General features: G+C 71.5%; 14 protein-coding genes and 1 pseudogene. 8 read left to right on the top strand and 7 right to left on the bottom strand.

The genetic code is table 11. The features are described 5' to 3' along the window. Nucleotides 1-18: 18 nt before the first annotated feature. The 3 genes from OG589_RS43605 to OG589_RS43595 form a co-directional block, all read right to left on the bottom strand. Nucleotides 19-2,739, bottom strand: coding sequence for a phosphoenolpyruvate carboxylase (locus OG589_RS43605; RefSeq protein WP_405144809.1), 2,721 nt, complete (start codon nucleotides 2,737-2,739; stop codon nucleotides 19-21). Between the two features lie 85 nt (nucleotides 2,740-2,824). Further along, nucleotides 2,825-4,381: a hypothetical protein gene (locus tag OG589_RS43600; protein WP_405144808.1), complete on the bottom strand. Its 1,557-nt coding sequence runs from the start codon at nucleotides 4,379-4,381 to the stop codon at nucleotides 2,825-2,827. A gap of 63 nt (nucleotides 4,382-4,444) precedes the next feature. Next, a complete protein-coding gene (locus OG589_RS43595; protein ID WP_405144807.1) occupies nucleotides 4,445-5,263 on the bottom strand; it encodes an ABC transporter ATP-binding protein in 819 nt (272 codons plus the stop codon). Nucleotides 5,264-5,337: 74 nt separating this feature from the next. Between OG589_RS43595 and OG589_RS43590 the strand changes: the two genes are divergently transcribed. The 7 genes from OG589_RS43590 (at nucleotide 5,338) to OG589_RS43560 (ending at nucleotide 13,060) form a co-directional block, all read left to right on the top strand. Then, a complete protein-coding gene (locus tag OG589_RS43590; protein WP_405144806.1) occupies nucleotides 5,338-6,936 on the top strand; it encodes an acyl-CoA carboxylase subunit beta in 1,599 nt (532 codons plus the stop codon). A gap of 9 nt (nucleotides 6,937-6,945) precedes the next feature. Further along, nucleotides 6,946-7,149, top strand: a complete 204-nt coding sequence (locus OG589_RS43585) for an acyl-CoA carboxylase subunit epsilon (RefSeq protein ID WP_405144805.1) — start codon at nucleotides 6,946-6,948, stop codon at nucleotides 7,147-7,149. A 103-nt stretch (nucleotides 7,150-7,252) separates the two neighbouring features. Then, entirely contained in the window at nucleotides 7,253-8,200 is a 948-nt protein-coding gene (locus OG589_RS43580) for an NYN domain-containing protein (RefSeq protein ID WP_363915940.1), read from the top strand. A gap of 67 nt (nucleotides 8,201-8,267) precedes the next feature. Then, on the top strand, nucleotides 8,268-9,890 hold the full coding sequence (locus OG589_RS43575) for a DNA-3-methyladenine glycosylase 2 family protein (protein WP_405144804.1): 1,623 nt from the start codon (nucleotides 8,268-8,270) through the stop codon (nucleotides 9,888-9,890). Continuing rightward, nucleotides 9,887-10,393, top strand: coding sequence for a methylated-DNA--[protein]-cysteine S-methyltransferase (locus OG589_RS43570; RefSeq protein WP_405144803.1), 507 nt, complete (start codon nucleotides 9,887-9,889; stop codon nucleotides 10,391-10,393). The genes OG589_RS43575 and OG589_RS43570 overlap by 4 nt, the downstream gene beginning before the upstream one ends. Nucleotides 10,394-10,548: 155 nt before the next feature. Then, nucleotides 10,549-12,555, top strand: coding sequence for an ABC1 kinase family protein (locus OG589_RS43565; protein WP_405144802.1), 2,007 nt, complete (start codon nucleotides 10,549-10,551; stop codon nucleotides 12,553-12,555). 88 nt (nucleotides 12,556-12,643) lie between these two features. Beyond that, complete coding sequence (locus OG589_RS43560) at nucleotides 12,644-13,060, top strand: TIGR03618 family F420-dependent PPOX class oxidoreductase (RefSeq protein ID WP_405144801.1); 417 nt, start codon at nucleotides 12,644-12,646, stop codon at nucleotides 13,058-13,060. Nucleotides 13,061-13,186: 126 nt separating this feature from the next. Here OG589_RS43560 and OG589_RS43555 read toward each other — a convergent pair whose 3' ends face one another. The 4 genes and pseudogenes from OG589_RS43555 to OG589_RS43540 all read right to left on the bottom strand — a co-directional run. Next, nucleotides 13,187-13,798 carry a class I SAM-dependent methyltransferase gene (locus OG589_RS43555; RefSeq protein ID WP_405144800.1) on the bottom strand — a complete coding sequence of 204 codons (612 nt, stop codon included), beginning with the start codon at nucleotides 13,796-13,798 and terminating at the stop codon, nucleotides 13,187-13,189. Beyond that, nucleotides 13,795-14,493: a TIGR04282 family arsenosugar biosynthesis glycosyltransferase gene (locus OG589_RS43550; RefSeq protein ID WP_405144799.1), complete on the bottom strand. Its 699-nt coding sequence runs from the start codon at nucleotides 14,491-14,493 to the stop codon at nucleotides 13,795-13,797. Before OG589_RS43550 ends, OG589_RS43555 begins: the two co-directional genes overlap by 4 nt. Beyond that, nucleotides 14,490-14,867, bottom strand: a complete 378-nt coding sequence (locus OG589_RS43545; protein ID WP_405152264.1) for a hypothetical protein — start codon at nucleotides 14,865-14,867, stop codon at nucleotides 14,490-14,492. The genes OG589_RS43550 and OG589_RS43545 overlap by 4 nt, the downstream gene beginning before the upstream one ends. 98 nt (nucleotides 14,868-14,965) lie before the next feature. Next, nucleotides 14,966-15,088: pseudogene (locus OG589_RS43540) on the bottom strand (glycosyltransferase); the annotation flags it as partial. Nucleotides 15,089-15,583: 495 nt separating this feature from the next. Here OG589_RS43540 and OG589_RS43535 point away from each other — a divergent pair. Then, entirely contained in the window at nucleotides 15,584-17,164 is a 1,581-nt protein-coding gene (locus OG589_RS43535; RefSeq protein WP_405144798.1) for a glycosyltransferase family 39 protein, read from the top strand. The last annotated feature ends 92 nt before the right edge of the window (nucleotides 17,165-17,256 follow it).

Here is a 17,256-nt window from a genome sequence, read left to right as displayed (position 1 = left end):
AAGCGGGCGCGCCCTTGCTCAGCCGGTGTTCTGGAGGCCTGCGGCCACGCCGTTGACGCTCAGGAGGAGGAGGGTTTCGAGGCGTTCCCGTTCGTCGTCGGAGAGGCTCTCCTCGGCGCGGAGGGCCGACAGTGCGCGGAGCTGGAGGTGGGACAGCGCGTCGACGTAGGGGTCGCGGAGCTGTACGGCCAGGGACAGCACGCGCCTGCTCTCCAGCAGCCGGGAGTGCCCGGTGATGGCGAGGACGAGCTTGCGGGTCAGGTCGTACTCCGCGAGCACCTGGTCGGCGAAGTCCTGCCGTCCGCCGAGCGCGAGGTAACGGGCCGCGATCTGCCGGTCGGTCTTGGCGAGGGACATCTCGGCGTTGTCGAGGAGCGAGGCGAACAGCGGCCACTCGTTGTACGCCCGCCGCAGCTCCTCCAGCCCCGGCCCAGGCTCCACCCCGTTCCCGGCCTCCGACCCGGCGCCGTTGGAGGCGGACTCCGGGCGGGTGGCGGCGAGGAGGCCGCTGCCGAGGCCGTACCAGCCGGGAAGGTTGACACGGGTCTGGGCCCAGGCGAACACCCACGGGATCGCCCGCAGGTCGTCCAGGGACCGGGGCGCGCCGAGCCCGCGCCGCGCGGGGCGGGAGCCGAGACGCAGCGAGCCGATCTCCTCCAGGGGGCTGACCAGGCCGAACCACTCCGGGAACCCGGGTGCCTCGGTCAGCGAGCGATAGGCGCCCTCGGAGGCGGAGGCGACCCGCTCGGCCAGCAGCCGGAAGCGCGCGGCGGCCTCGGCCGTACGGGCCTCGACCGAGTGGGTGGAGGCGAGCAGCACGGCGTTGGTGACCTGCTCGATGTGCCGCAGGGCGATCGCCGGGTGGCCGTACCTGGCGAAGATGACCTCACCCTGCTCGGTGACCTTGAACCGGCCGGCGACCGACCCGGGGGCCTGGGCCAGTACGGCCCGGTTGGCGGGGCCGCCGCCCCGGCCGAGAGCGCCGCCCCGGCCGTGGAAGAGGGTCAGCTTGACGTCGTTGGTGAGGGCCCAGGCGGCGAGCTCGGCCTGCGCGTCGTAGAGCTTCAGCGTGGCGGCGGCCGGGCCGAGCTCCTTGGCCGAGTCGGAGTAGCCGAGCATGACCTCAAGCCGGCGTCCGTTCACGGCGAGGCGCTTCTGGACGGCGGGCAGTCCGAGCATCCCGGTCAGCACGTCGGCCGAGTTGGCGAGGTCCTCCCCGGACTCGAACAGCGGCACGACGTCCAGGACGGGGGTGCGACCCCCGAGCGCGTGCTCGGCGAGCTCGTACACGGCCGCGATGTCGCCGGCCGACCGGGTGAAGGACACGACGTACCGCGAGCAGGCCGCGACGCCGAACCGCTCCTGGATCCAGGCGATCATGCGGATGGTCGCCAGGACCTCCTCGGTGCGCTCTGAGGTCGTGCCGGCCCTGATCTCCTCCAGCGCCTGGGCGTGCACCTGCGAGTGCTGGCGGACCTCCAGCTCGGCCAGGTGGAACCCGAAGGTCTCGACCTGCCAGATGAGGTGCTGGATCTCCCCGTACGCCTGGCGGGTCGCGCCCGTGCCCACCAGGGAGGCCTGGCAGGTGCGCAGGTCGCGCAGCAGCTCGTCGGGCGAGCGGTACGCGAGGTCGAGATCGCGGCGGCGGGTGGCGGCGATCCTGGCGGCCACGAACAGCAGCCACTGCCGGTGCGGCTCACGCGGCGAGCGCTTGCCCAGCTCGGAGACCAGCTCCGGATGGTCGTCGGCCGCCGCGGCCAGCGCGTCGCGCAGCCCCTTGCTCGGCACGCCGTACAGGGAGGACGCGGTGAGGGTGCGGCCGATGCGGGTGGCGGCGTTCTCCAGCGCGGTCAGCACGTGCTCGGCCTGGATCAGCACCGCCTCGCGGGTGACCCGGGCGGTCACGTTGGGGTTGCCGTCGCGGTCGCCGCCGATCCAGCTTCCGTAGCGGATGAAGGCCTTGGCCTGCGGCTCGCGGGTGCCTGAGCCCTCGGCGAGCGCGGTGTCCAGGGACCGGTAGATGCGCGGGACCGTGCGGAACAGGGTCTCGTCGAACGCCGACATGGCCGTGCGGACCTCGTCGAGCGGGTCGAGCTTGGTGTGCCTGAGCTGGGCGGTGCGCCACAGCATGTCGATCTCTTCGAGCAGGCGGCGGTGCGCCTCCTGCCGCTCGTGCGCTCCTCTGTCGGGGGCGTTGTACTCCGCGAGCTGCACGCTGACCCGCTGGATGGCCGTGACGACCGCGCGGCGGCGCGCCTCCGTGGGATGCGCGGTCAGCACCGGGCGGAACTCCAGCTCGGAGATCAGCTTGGTCAGCTCCTCCGGGCGGAGGTCCTGCTTCAGCTCGCTCACCGCCTGCGCCAGGGACTCGGGCAGCGTCGCCTCGCCGGTGTCTCTGGACCTCAGAGTGCGGATCCTGAAGTGCTCCTCGGCGAGGTTAACCAGGTGGAAGTAGCACGTGAAGGCCCGGGCGATCTGCACGCTGCGGTCGATCGACCACCCGGCGACCATCGCGGCCACCTCGTCGACGGAGATCTCGCGCCTACGCGCCGCGATCACCGCCTTGCGCAGCCGCTCGACGTCGGCCAGCAGGTCGGGCCCGCCGTCCTCGGCGATCACCCGGCCAAGCAGCTCGCCCAGCATGCGCACGTCCGCGCGCAGCTCGTCGGGCATCTCGGAAACGGCACTGTGGCGTTCAACAGGAGAACGGTCTGCCTGCTGTGAAGCGATGGCGGCCATACCAGGAAGGGTATCCAGTCGGCCCTGTCACCTGGATACCGGTCTCACCTATTGGACTAGACCAGTGTGCGCGCGGCGGCGGCGGTCAGGCGGGCCGGGAGACGGCGCCGAGAAGGTCCGGCAGGCGGGCGTACCCGATGGACGCGGCCAGCCGCCGCCCCGCGAGCGCGACCACCAGCCCGTACGGCACGGCCAGCGCGGCGACCCAGGTCACTCCGAGGAAGACCGGCAGCACGACGGGGAACGCCAGCATGCTGGTGCCGAGCATCGCGCCGAACGACCCGGCGAACGCCACCCCGCCCTGGCCGGGAGCCGCGCTGGTGAAGGCGTTGATCCGGTCGGGATAGGTGTAGGGAAGGATCACGCTGGTCACGGCCCCCACGCCGAGGGCGACCAGCAGGAGCCCGCTCGCGGTCAGCACGGCGGGCAGTGCCCAGGGCAGGTGCCCGGCGACCAGCGCGGCGGCGACCGACAGCACGGCGAGCAGCGGCACCGCGACCAGGGAGATGGCGAGATGCCGCCCGGCGAAGTCGGTGCGCAGGTCGCGGTCGGAGGAGTACACGATGGCGTTCATCCACAGGGCGCGGCCGTCGATGCCGAACGCGTTGGCGGCCTGGAGCCCGATCATCAGCGCCCCGATGCACGCCGGGGCGACGGCCAGCGCCGATCCGTCCAGGCCGTTGGGGCCGCCGCTCAGGGAGAACATCAGCACTCCCGAGAAGCCGATGGCCGCCATCCAGCCCATGCGCCCCCGTGGCTCGCGGCGGACGTACTTGAGCTCCTTTGCCACGACGGCGCCGAGCGCGCCCCCGGGGAGCAGGCCGTCGAAGCGGCTTCGGCGTACCGAGCCGATCTGCGTGGAGGAGTCGGCGGTGACCATGGCCCTGCTCAGCCCGGCGATCCACAGCCGGCCGAGCACGAGCACCACCAGGGCCACGATCACGATCTCGGCCAGCCCGAGGAGCCCGCCGTCCGCGATGGCGTGCGCGGCCATCCCGGGCGGCCCCCACCGCACCAGCGAGGCCAGGTTCGCGACGAACTCCCGGGGATCGCCGCCGAAGCCGCGGTTCAGGAGCAGGTTGGGAAGCTGGGTCAGCAGGATCACGAAGACGACGCCCACGGCCAGCACGTCACGGCCCCGGCGGGTGCGGAGCACTCGGGAGAGCGCCGTGGTGACGGCCCTCGACGCGACGAGGCACAGCGCGACCTGCAGCACGACGGCGACCAGGCCGATCAGTACCCCGGTGAGGCTCCGCGACAGCCCGACGACGGCGCCGGCCAGGAAGCACAGCGAGGCCAGCGGCCACGGGCCGGTGGCCGAGGCGGCGAACATGCCGACGGCCATCTGGCGGGCGGTGAGCGGGAACAGGGTCAGCCGCGCGGGGTCGAGCGTCTCGTCCACGCCGAAGACGAGCAGCGGGCCGATCACCCAGATCAGCGTGAGCAGGGTGAACAGCACCACTCCGGCGTCGAGCGCGAGGTCCGCGGGAGCCAGCCGCAGCAGGCTCATCAGAAGGAGCCCCCCGCAGCCCACCATGAACGCCGCGATCATCGTGAAGACGAAGCCGACCTGGCGCATGGTGTCGCCGCGAAGGTTCCCGGCGATCAGGCGCAGCTTCAGGCGGACGAACAGCCAGGCCATGCCGGCCCCTCTCGGCTCGGGCGCTCCTCGTTCATACGGAGTTCATACGGATCGCGGCCGTGTTCACGCGGGCGAGGATCCGAGCCACGACAGGCCCTCGTCGCCGGTGCCACGCACGCCGACCAGGTCGAGCAGGGCCTCGTTGAGCGTGTGCCCGCCCCGTACCTCGCTCAGAGTGCCCTGGGCGACGATCTGGCCGTGGTTCATCACCGACACCCAGTCGCAGAGGCGCTCGACGAGCTCCATCACGTGGCTGGAGAAGACGACGGTCGAGCCGGAGGAGGTGTAACGCTGGAGGACCTCGACCAGCGTGTTCGCACTGACCGGGTCGACCCCCTCGAAGGGCTCGTCGAGGAAGAGCACCTTGGGGTTGTGCAGCAGCGCGGCGGCCAGGCCGATCTTCTTGCGCATGCCGGTGGAGTAGTCGACGACCAGCTTGTCGGCCGAGGCCGCGAGGTCCATGACGTTCAGCAGCTCCTCGGCGCGCCGGGCCACCTCCTCCTTGGGGATGCCCCTGATCTGGCCGTTGTACGAGAGCAGCTCGCGCCCGGAGAGCCGTTCGAAGAGCCGCAGGCCTTCGGGGAGCACGCCGACATGGGCCTTGACCGCCACCGGGTGACGCCACACGTCGACCCCGCCGACCTCCGCCGAGCCCGCGTCGGGCATGAGCAGGCCGGTGATCATGCTGAGTGTGGTGGTCTTCCCCGCGCCGTTCGGCCCGACGAGGCCGGCGAAGCTGCCGCGCGGCACCACGAGGTCGACTCCGGCGACCGCCACCTGGCGGCCGAACCGCTTGTAGAGCCCCCGTGTGCGGACCGCTTCCGGAGGGCCGGTGGAGCCCGCTGAGGCGGCCGAGCCGGGCCCACTGGCGAAATCGGTCATGCCGTCACTCTAATCGGGGGTCCAAGGACGGTTCCGGGTGACAGGCGATCTGAGGGGAGGACTAACCTACGGGCATGAGCGCTGAGCCCGTTCCGCACGTCGACGGCATCGATTCGCACACCACCGCGGGAAAGATCGCTGACCTGGAGCGACGCCTCGACGAGGCCGCCCACGCAGGATCCTCGGGTGCGGTGGAGAAACATCACGCCAAGGGCAAGATGACCGCCCGCGAGCGGCTGGTCGCCTTCCTCGACGAGGGATCGCTGGTCGAGTTCGACGAGCTGGCCCGGCACCGGTCGTCCAGCTTCGGCATGGAGCGCGAGCGGCCGTACGGCGACGGCGTGGTGACCGGGTACGGCACCGTGGCCGGCCGTCCCGTGGCGGTCTTCGCGCAGGACTTCACGGTCTTCGGCGGCTCGCTCGGCGAGGTCTTCGGCGAGAAGATCGTCAAGGTCATGGACCACGCCCTCAAGACCGGCTGCCCGGTCGTCGGCATCAACGACTCCGGGGGCGCGCGCATCCAGGAGGGCGTCGTCTCGCTCGGCCTCTACGCCGAGATCTTCAAGCGCAACGTCCACGCCTCCGGGGTGATCCCGCAGATCTCCCTGATCATGGGCCCGTGCGCGGGCGGCGCCGTGTACTCCCCGGCGCTCACCGACTTCGTGCTCATGGTGCGCGAGAAGTCCCACATGTTCATCACCGGTCCTGACGTCATCAAGACGGTCACCGGCGAGGAGGTGACGTTCGAGGAGCTCGGCGGCGCCCACACCCACAACTCCAAGTCGGGCGTGGCCCACTACGAGGCGGCCGACGAGGCCGACTGCCTGGAGTTCGCCAGGGCCCTCCTGTCGTACCTTCCGTCCAACAACATGGACGAGGTCCCGGTGTTCGACTCCCCCGCCGACCTGACCGTCACCCACGTCGACCACGAGCTCGACACCCTCATTCCCGACTCGGCGAACCAGCCGTACGACATGCACCAGGTGATCGAGCATGTTGTGGACGACGGCGAATTCCTGGAGATCCACGCGGGGTTCGCGCCGAACATCGTCGTGGGCTTCGGCCGGGTCGAGGGCCACTCGGTGGGAGTCGTGGCCAACCAGCCGATGAGCTTCGCGGGCACGCTGGACATCGCCGCCTCGGAAAAGGCCGCGCGTTTCGTCCGCACCTGTGATGCCTTTAACATTCCCGTCCTTACTTTCGTGGACGTGCCGGGCTTCCTTCCGGGTACTGATCAGGAATGGAATGGGATCATCCGGCGCGGCGCCAAGCTGCTCTACGCCTATGCCGAGGCGACGGTGCCACTGGTCACGGTGATCACCCGCAAGGCGTACGGCGGCGCGTACGACGTCATGGGGTCCAAGCACCTCGGAGCCGACATCAACCTGGCGTGGCCGACGGCGCAGATCGCCGTGATGGGAGCCCAGGGCGCGGTCAACATCCTCTACCGGCGCGAGCTGGCGACGGCGGACGACCCCGAGGCCGAACGTGCCCGGCTGATCACCCACTACGAGGACATGCTCGCCAATCCGTACCTCGCCGCCGAGCGGGGCTACGTCGACGCGGTGATCAGGCCCTCGGACACCCGGGTCAAGATCGTCAGGGCCCTCCGCGTGCTGCGCAACAAGCGCCAGACCCTGCCGCCGAAGAAGCACGGCAACATCCCCCTGTAGGAGGCGTCCATGGATCAGCCCTATCTCAGGATCATTCACGGGGACGCCACTCCGGAGGAGGTGGCGGCGCTCGTGATCGCGGTCGCGACAAGACCGACGAACGAGGTACAACCCACCCGAACCCGCGAAACGTGGCGTAACCCATCACACCAGCTGAGAAGGGTGCTCCCCACGGGCCCGGGAGCGTGGCGAGCAAGCTCACGGCCCCATTAGATCTTTGGAAGTGGGTGTCAAGCGAGCTAAGAGTTGGGACTATCTAGAAATGGGGGAATATAGTCAGCCGATCATTGCCTAGGACCGAGGCCTGGAGGAGAGCATGGCAATCCCGGACCTCACACCGCATCCCGTGGCGGCGAAATACGCCGTTCTCGTGGACGTCGGCTATCTCTACGCTGCGGCGGGCGAGGTCATCCTGGGTGCCAAGGAGCGCAAGGAATATCGCGTAGCGGCCGACGAGCTGATCCAAGCTCTGAAGAAGCACGCGATGGAGCGCATCCCCGGCGAGTTGCTGCGCGTCTACTGGTACGACGCCGCCCGCGACCGCGTGCCCACCGTCGACCAGCGCGTGATCGCGCAGCTTCCGTGGGTCAAGGTGCGTCTCGGCAACCTCAATGCCCGAGGGCAGCAGAAGGGCGTCGACGCGCAGATCCGCAGCGACCTGGAGGCACTCGCCCGGCACCACGCGGTGAGCGACACCGTGCTGATCGCCGGAGACGAGGACATGGTGCCCGCCGTCGAGGCGGCCCAGACGTTCGGAGTGCGCATCCATCTGTGGGGCGTCGAGCCTCCCTATGGAACCAACCAGGCCGAGCGTCTCGTATGGGAGTCCGACACCGTCGAGGAGCTGGGGGCCGACTTCCTGCGCCCCTACTTCAACCGCGCCGCCCAGGTGGTGACCGCCACCGCGCCCACGCCGCCGTCGCCCGCCCAGGTGTTCGCCGGCCGCACCGCGCTCAGCGCCAAACCGGCCGTCAAGCACCCCGGACAGGTCACCAAACTGGGGCCGAGCCGTCCGAGGGTCGAGGAGGTCGGCGAGCACGTCGCGCAGAAGTGGATCCTCACGCGTGGCCGCGACAACATCCGCGACCTGCTCCCTGGCCCGCTGCTGCCGACGGTCATCGACACCGAGCTGCTGATCGAGGCCGAGAAGGAGCTCGGCCACTCCCTGCGCCCCTACCCCGAGGCCAGGGTCTGGCTGCGCGACGGCTTCTGGGCCCGCGTCTACCGCGAATTCGACCTGGGGGTCGGCATTTCCACGAAGTGACACCGGCCGACGGCGAGGTCCGATTCCCGCCAGTCCTGTCGGCTGAACAGGGCATAACGTCGTAACTGTGACACCACACCAGACCCTCGACTTCGACTCCTGTTACAGGGCGGCGAGCGCTCGCGACACGAGGTTCGACGGGCGGTTCTACACGGCCGTCACCTCGACAGGCATCTACTGCCGCCCCATCTGCCCCGCCCGCACGCCCGCGCGGCAGAACGTCAGGTTCTACCGCCACGCCGCCGCCGCCGAGGCGGCGGGGTTCCGTCCATGCCGCCGCTGCCGCCCCGAGCTCAGCCCCGGCGATCCCGGCTGGGACGTCGCCGCCGACCTCGTCGCGCGGGCGCTTCGGCTGATCGACGACGGCGTGGCCGACGAGTACGGCGTCGCGGGCCTCGCGAGCCGGTTGCACGTCACAGAACGCCACCTCCTGCGCCTCTTCACGGCCCAGCTCGGCGCCGGTCCCCTGGCCGTGGCCAGAACCCGGCGGCTGCTGCTGGCCAAGCAACTGCTGACCGAGACCCCGCTGCCGATCACCGATGTCGCGTTCGCCGCCGGGTTCGGCAGCGTGCGCCAGTTCAACGCCACGATGAAGGAGGCGTACGGCTTCGCGCCCAGCGACCTCCGTACCACCTCTGGCCCGCTCACCCGCGCCACCTCCGCGAGAACCACCGACCCGGGCTCCCGGGGCGCCACCTCGCCCAGAGCCACACCCGGTTCGCGGCCGGGAGGGGTCACTCCGGGCATGCCGGCGGCGCTCACGCTGCGCCTGAACTACCGGCCCCCGTACGACGCGGAGACCCTGCTCGGCTTCCTGACCGCCCGGGCGATCCCGGGGGTCGAGGAGGTGAGCCCTTCCTGCTACCGCCGCGCCGTGCCCGGAGGAGTGATCAGTCTGGCTCCGGCCGACGGGCACGTCAGGCTGTCGGTGACCCTTGACGACACCCGCCACCTGGCGCGGATCGTGTCCCGGTGCCGCCGGTTGCTCGACCTCGACTCCGACCCCGGCGCCATCGCCGACGCCCTGAGCACGACCGCGCTACGTCCGCTCGTAGAGCGCCGTCCGGGGTTGCGCGTTCCGGGGGCCTTCGACGGCTTCGAGCTGGCGGTACGCGCCGTCGTCGGCCAGCAGGTCTCGGTCGCGGGGGCCAGGACGCTGCTCGGCCGCATCGCCGCCCGCGCCGGCGCCCCGGCCAAACCGTGCGACATCGCCGCCCGCAACGGATCACCCCACCCCGGCGGCACCACAGCACTCACTGGAGCGCCGGCCCAGGTGGGCGATGGTGCCGGAAGCGTTCCGGTCAGTGGGGACGCCGATGGGCCGCGTCTGCTGTTTCCCACCGCGGAGCGGCTGGCGGAGGCCGACCTGTCCGGGCTCGGGCTGACCGGGAGGCGCGTCACCACGCTGAAGATCCTCGCCGAGAAGGCGGCCTCAGGTGAGCTCCACCTCGACGGCGGGGCCGACCCGGCCGAGGCCGCGTCCAGGCTCATGGACATCCCGGGCATAGGGCCGTGGACCACCGGCTACATCGTGATGCGCGCCCTGCGCGACCCCGACGCCTGGCCGGCCGGCGACCTCGGCCTGCAGCGGGCCATGAAAGCACTCGGCATTCCCGAAGACGACACCGAGCGGTGGCGCCCCTGGCGGGCGTACGCCGCCCTTCACCTCTGGAGTTCGGAGAAGTCATGAACGCGACGATCGGCGCGCAGGTACTGCCCACTCCGACCGGGCCGCTGTCGCTGCTGGTGCACGACGGCGTGCTGGTCGCCGCGGGGTTCACCGCCGACCCCACGGAGATGTACGTACGGCTGCCGGGAACGCTCACCGCGTTCCCCCTCCAGACCGTCGACGACCTCGGCAAGCCCGCGCAGGCCGTACGGGACTACCTCGACGGCGACCTGTTCGCGCTCGACACCGTGGAGCTGGACCAGCCGGGCACGCCGACCCGGCAGCGGCTGCTCGCGGCGCTGCGCGCGGTGCCGGCGGGCACGACGGTGAGCTACGCCGAGCTGGCCGAGCGAGCCGGGCTGCCGAGGACGGCGGCACGGGCGGCCGGGTCGGCGTGCGCCCAGAACCTCATCGCCCCGTTCGTCCCCTGCCACCGCGTGCTCCCCTCCGTAGGAGGCTTCGGCGGCTACTACTACGGCCCGCCGGTCAAGGAGTGGCTCCTCAAGCACGAGCACGCGCTCTGACATCCCACCAGGACGATCCCATCGCCCGGACGCCTGAGCACACGCAGGCGCCTGTGAGGAACCGGTGAAATCGCGCAAATCAGCGCGATAGGGTCTGCGCGGCATCGAAGAACGCCGCCACGCGGCCCCACGCAGGATCGCACGGAGGACTCCCGGTGGATCTCCTGGTCACGACCATCGTCGCCGTCACGACGACCGTGATGATCGCCGGGTTCGCGGTGGTCGCGCGGCGGCTGCTCAACCTACGGTTCGGCACGTTCCGCGCGTTCCTGGGTGGGGCGCTGGCCTTCCTGCTGGCCGGGCCCATCGCCCAGGCGCTGGCGGGGTCGGTGTCGCGGGACGACTCCAGCCTCGCACCGCTGTGGTTCCTGATCCTGGCGGTGGCGTGCGCGCTGCTCGCGGCGATGGTGTTCCTGGCGGTCGCCGAAGCCCTGGTGCCGACCGGGTCGCTGCCCGGCCCGATCGAGCTGGTCCGGTCGCTGCGCGGCAGGATCTCCCGATCACGCCGTTACTTCACCATCGTGCGGATCCTGGCGCGGCATGGGCTGGCGCCCTATCTGCGCGGGCGCCGCCCGGACGTCGACGCCCTCTATGGGCGCGTACGGCTCGCGCAGTCGCTGCGCCGGGCGCTCGACGAGGCGGGCGTGACCTTCGTGAAGCTGGGCCAGATCCTGTCCACCCGCCCCGACCTGCTGTCCGCCGAGTTCATTGACGAGTTGGCCCTGCTGCAGGACAGGGCCGCGCCCGCGCCGTGGGAGGAGATCGAGCGCGTGCTGGCGGCCGAGCTGCCGGGGACTGTCGACGAGGTGTTCGCGGAGTTCGACCGGCAGCCGCTCGCGTCGGCCTCGATCGCCCAGGTCTACGCCGCGCGGCTGCACTCGGGCGTCCGCGTGGTGGTGAAGGTCCAGCGGCCGGGGATCACCGAGGTGGTCGAGCGGGACCTCGACATCATGGCGCGGCTCGCCCGCTCGCTGGACCTCCGTACGCGGTGGGGGCGTGCGATCGGCGTCCGCGACCTGGCGGCCGGGTTCGCCGAGGCGCTGCGCGAGGAGCTCGACTTCCGGGTGGAGGCCACCAACATGGCCGCCGTCGCCGCGAGCTCGCGGGACCCGGCGCTGCACGTGCCCGCCCCGCACGTGCCGCTGTGCGGGCGCCGGGTGCTGGTGATGGAACGCCTGGAGGGAACGCCACTGGCGGCCACGATCTCACTGCCGGGCCAGGGCCACGGCCCGGGCGAGAGCGACGGAAGCGAGGGCCCGGGCCAGGAAACACGCGACCAGGCCGCTCTCGCGCGCACACTGCTCGACGCGCTGCTCCGGCAGATCATGCTGGACGGTGTCTTCCACGCCGATCCCCACCCCGGGAACATCATGCTGCTCGCCGACGGGCGTCTCGGCCTGCTCGACTTCGGCTCCGTCGGACGGCTGGACGGCTCGCTACGCGCGTCGCTTCAGCGGTTGCTGCTGGCGATGGACCGGGGCGACCCGCTCGGCGTGTCGGACGCGCTGCTGGAGGTCGTACCGCGCCCCGACGAGATCGACGAGCAGCGACTGGAGCGCGACCTCGGCCGGTTCATGGCCCGCCACATGAGCGGCGGCGGACAGCCGGCGGGCGTACAGATCTTCACCGACCTGTTCCGCATCGTGTCCGGCCACGGCCTGTCGGTGCCACCCGAGGTCGCGGCCGTCTTCCGCACGCTGTCCACGGTGGAGGGAACGCTGACCCGGCTAGCACCGGGGTTCGACCTGGTGACCGAGGCACGCGCGTTCGCCACCCGCCATTTCGCGGAGCAGCGCGACGCCGCGGCGGTCAGGCGGATCGTCGCCGACGAGGTCGTGGCGCTCCTTCCGATGCTGCGCAGGCTGCCGCGCCGGGTGGAGCGCATCGTCGGCGCGGCCGAGCACGGGCGGCTCAGCGTGAACGTGCGGCTCTTCGCCGACGAGCGCGACCGCAGGCACGTCACCGGCATGCTGCACCAGGTGCTGCTGACGGTGCTCGCCGCGACCACGGGGATCATGGCCGTCCTGCTCCTCGGCATCGACACCGGGCCGAAGGTCACCGCCCAGGTCACGCTTTATCAGCTCTTCGCCTACAACCTCCTGGTGGTCGCCTCAATCCTCGCCCTGCGCGTGCTCGTGATGATCTTCCGCCGGGAGAACTGACTCGGGGTGTTCGATAAGGCGAAGCCTCCTGCCGGTACGCACTGCGATTCAATCTGTCGTGGACCTGACGATTGATTGGAGTGACGAAATGCCGGGGAAAGCCCTGCGCCCGGACCTGATAGGGCGCGGCGAACCGTTCCGCGCGTTCTGGCGTGAACGACACCTGTGCACGCTGACCACCATCCGTCCCGACGGGACACCGCATGTCGTACCGGTCGGGGTGACGCTGGACCTCAGCACGGCGATCGCCCGAGTGATCACCTCGCGTGGGTCGTACAAGGCCCGGCTGGTCGACGCCGCCGGTCCTGCGGGCGCGCCGGTCGCCGTCTGCCAGGTGGACGGGCGGCGCTGGTCCACCCTGGAAGGGCGCGCCGTGATCCGGGACGACCCCGGAGAGGTCGCCGACGCCGAGCGCCGGTACGCGCGGCGCTACCGCGCGCCCCGGGAGAACCCCGAACGCGTCGTGATCGAGATAGAGGTCACGCGGATGCTCGGCAATGTCTGACTCGGTGAATACCGAACGGGCAACCCCGGCGGCGGCCACTACGTGCTCATTTCGCGCCAGAAATCTCGCATCAGAGGGGGCGGGGTCGGTGTGGGGATGATCCTCGGCCGCCCCGGCGCGTTCCGGTCAACGCAGGCGGGCGAACCACCGGCCGCGCGCCTGCCAGGATTCGATCTCCGGGAATCCGGCGGGCCTCGCGATGCCGGGAAGGTCGGTGACGGAGACCCTGGCCCACGTGAACCACTCTCCGGTGAGGCCGAGTCCGCACAGGCGGAGCCGGTCGACGCGGCTGGCGACGCCGGGGGGCTCGACCTCGGCGATGACCTGCCCTCCCGGCCGGACGAGCTCGCGTACACGGCGGAGAAGCGCGTGCGGGTCGCCGCCGATGCCGATGTTGCCGTCGGCGAGGAGCGCCGTGGCCCAGTGCCCGCTGCCGACGACGGGGCCGAAGACGTCTCGGCACAGGACGAGGCCGCCCGCGCGGCGGGTGAGGTGTACGGCATGTGGGGTGATGTCGATGCCGAGGGTGGGCACCCCGCGGCGGGTCAGCTCGACGGTGAACCGGCCGGGCCCGCACCCGACATCGAGGACGGGGGCGAGGCACCGGGAAAGGATCGCCTCGTCACCGGGGGCCACCCCGAGCCAGCGAGCGGAGTCCAGCGGCCGCCGGGTGCCGTCGTCGTGCTCGATCTCCACCGCGGCGCCCCTGAGGGATTCCTCGTAGAGCAGGCCGATCACCGCGGCGTACCCGTCCCGGCGAGAGCGGCGGCGAAGAGGGACCGTGGAGCCAGCGCCGCCACGGCGAACGCGTCCGCCGCGGTGTCCACGTCGGTAAGGCGCGGCATGGTGGCGACGCTCAACCCGGCCTCGTTCAGCCTCCGCAACTGCGTCTGACCGGTGGTCGGCTCCGACATCGGGACGCCCAGCAGGAGCGCGGGATCGGGCGCGCGCAGGCCGAGCAGCCAGAACCCGCCGTCGGATGCCGGCCCGAATACCGCGTCGTGCGGACCGAGCAGGGACAGGGCTGTGGCCAGCATGCCCGGAGTGACCTGCGGGGTGTCCATGCCGATGAGGACGATGGGCGCCGGAAGGAGCCGATGGGCGTCGTCGAAGACGGCCGCGAGCCGCTCGTCCAGTCCGGAGCCGCGCTGCGGCAGCAGGGTGAACCCCTCGGGGAGCCAGGATCCCGGAGCACCGTCGAGCGCGAGCACGCGGCGGGCCGCCGGTACGCGGGCGACCGTCCGCAGCGTGTCCTCCAGCGCGGCGGCCACCAGCGCCGCGGCTTCACGGGGGGTGAAAGGCGGGGTGAGGCGGGTCTTGACCCTCCCGGGTACCGGCTCCTTGGCGATCACCACGACCTGGGCCTCGGACGGCCCTGCCCGCCCTGGACGGACCGGGCCGACGCCGTACCGCCCGGACCTGGCCCGGCTCACGCCCCGTCCCTTGGGCCGGCGAGGACCCGGCGCATGTCGCCGACGGCCCGCAGCGTGCCGCGCAGGGTGCCGGTCACCTTCGACCGACCCGTGCGGGGCAGGTAGTCCACCTCGGCCTCACTGATCCGCCAGCCTGCGGAGGCCGCGCGAAGCACCATCTCCAGCGGATAGCCGAAGCGCCGGTCGGCCAGTCCCAGCGCGAGCAGACCGGCGCGCCCGCACGCCCGCATCGGCCCGAGGTCGTGCAGGGCGGCGCCGGTCCTGCGGCGAAGCCGCCCGGCCAGTACGGCGTTGCCGAGCCGGGCGTGTACCGGCCACGACGTGCCCGGTCGCGGGACGCGGCGGCCGAGGACCAGGTCGGCCTCCCCGGCCATGACCGGTCCGGCGACCCGTGGGAGCTGCTCAGGTCCAGCGACGCGTCGGCGTCCATGAAGCACACGACGTCCGCCGTCGCGGCACGGAGCCCGGCGTGGCAGGCGGCGCCGAACCCGGTCCTGGGCTCGTACACCACCGTCGCGCCGAGCTCGGCGGCGACATGCGCGGATCCGTCGGTCGAGCCGTTGTCGACCACGATCGGGTGGAAGCCGTCGGGCATGCGTCCGAGCACCCACGGCAGGGCCGCCTCCTCGTCCAGGCAGGGCAGCACCACGTCGATCCCCATGGTCAGAAGCTAAAGCCGGGGGTGGGCTCATCCCTTATGGGATGGTGATGTCCTTCCGAGAAATGACCAGTTCAAGCATTGGGTGAGAAGGTGACGGGCGATGCGGAGGCTCAGGGGGATCGCCTCACGCGAGCGGTGCCACGGCGAAGTCGCGCATTCCCTGGGCGAACCCGATCTCCGCGCGGCGGCCATCTCCCCGATCGTGTGCGGTTCGCCGCTCGCCACGTTGCAGGCCGTCAGCGATCCCGGAGAGATGTGCGTTCCGAGGGCCGCGAGGTTATCGCCGGCATCGCCGCGAGCGAGGTCGTGAGGGCCGCGAAGGTGAGCCGCGTCGGCGTGGGAGCGGGCCTCCGCGGGGCTTCGCCGTTAGCGTGACGGTGTGGTCGTGGATGTTCTCCCAGCTCGCCGGGACGACGCCGAAGCCCCGCCGTGAGCGCTCGGTCGCGTGCCGGGACCTCCGGCTCGCCGGCTCCTTCCCTCCGCCTTCTGCCGTGGACGCTCCGCCTTCCCCCTGGTCTCGGGAATGTCGCCGTACGGGTTCCGATCCTCCTCGCCGCCTCGGCGGGACTCGTCGCGATCGCCGTGTGCGTCGGTACCGCCGTGGCCCGGGTGGGCCACCCGTACGCCCTGGAGTGGCTGGAAGGCAACTCCCTGGTCGAGGTGGGCCGGTTGCTCACCGGCCGGCCGCTGTACTCCGCTCCGACGGTCGACTACGTGCCCGATGCCTACCCTCCGCTGTATTTCGCCGCCTCGGCGGGCCTGGCCGGCATGCTGGGGGTGTCCTATCTCCCGCTCCGGCTGGTCTCGCTCGCCGCCTCGCTCGCCTGCTTCGCCCTCCTCGCCCGGCTGGTCCAGCGCGAGACCGGAGACCTGGCTGCAGGGATCGCCGCGGCGGGGCTGTACGCCGCGACCTACTTCGCCGCCGGGACCTGGTTCGACTTCGCCCGGGTGGACTCGCTTTTCCTTTCCTTCAGCCTCGCCGGGCTTTACGCCGCCCGGTGGATGCGCCGGCCGCGCGGCGCGGCGGCTGCCGGACTGCTGCTCGCCGCGGCCTTCCTCACCAAACAGAGCGCGCTCGCCGAGGCGGTGGCGATCACGGCAGCGCTGCTATACGGCCCCCGCCGCCGTCTGGGTGTGGTGCTGGCGGTGACCTTCGCCGGAGTGGCCGGGCCGGTCACTCTCCTCTGGGGAATGACCACCCACGGCTGGTATGTCTTCTATGTCGTCGAACTGCTGGCGCAGCACCCCCTTGAGCACTCGGCGTTGACGGGGTTCTGGACGCGGTACCTGCTGCCCACCCTCGGCATCGCGCTCGGCGCGGCCCTGTTCGCGGTACGGCGGACCCCGCCGGTTCTCGCCATGGGCTGCCTCGCGCTCGCCGCGGAGGGTTATGCCGGCCTGCTGCACACCGGCGGTGCGGTGAACAACATGCTTCCTGTTTACTCGGCGGTGGCGCTGCTCGCCGGAATCGGGATGGGCGGTTCGACGGCGAGCCGCTGGCGCGGGGCGGTGGCCGGGGCGCTGGTCCTCCTTCAGATCGCCGTCCTCGCGACGAGTACCTTCGCCGTGGACCGGATGGTCCCGAGCACCGCCGAACGCCGCGTCGGTGATCGGCTCCGCACGTGGATAGGCGGTTTCGGCGGGCCGGTGGCGGTCTTCTCCGATCCGGGCCTGAACGTGGCCGCGGGGCTCCCGCCCATGGCACACCGAGCGGCCGTGTACGACGTTCTGCGCGGCACCGACCGCACGGCCCGGGTGCGACTGGAGCGCAGCATCGCCGACGCGGTGGCCGGGCGGCGATTCGCCGCCATCGTGGTCGAGCACCCCGCCGATCTCGATGGATTTCCCCCCGGCCTGACGCGGTACTACCGCCCCTGCCCCGAGAGGCTGATGGCGAACGTCCCGGACGAAGCGTTCGGTCCGATCGGCGGGGCGCCTTTGCGGCCCAGGACACTGTGGCTGCCCCTGGGGCGAGGATCATGCGCGGAGGCCGCACGTCGGCTCGGCTGACCACCGTCACGCGCGCGGCCCCCAGGCTGGAGTGTCACCGGCTCGACCACGGTCCGGGAGGGCTCACCGGCGCCGAGCTACAATGCCCGAAA

It is taken from the genome of Sphaerisporangium sp. NBC_01403 (assembly GCF_045040145.1).
Lineage (GTDB): Bacteria > Actinomycetota > Actinomycetes > Streptosporangiales > Streptosporangiaceae > Sphaerisporangium > Sphaerisporangium viridialbum.
This window is presented reverse-complemented; position numbering and strand designations above follow the sequence as displayed.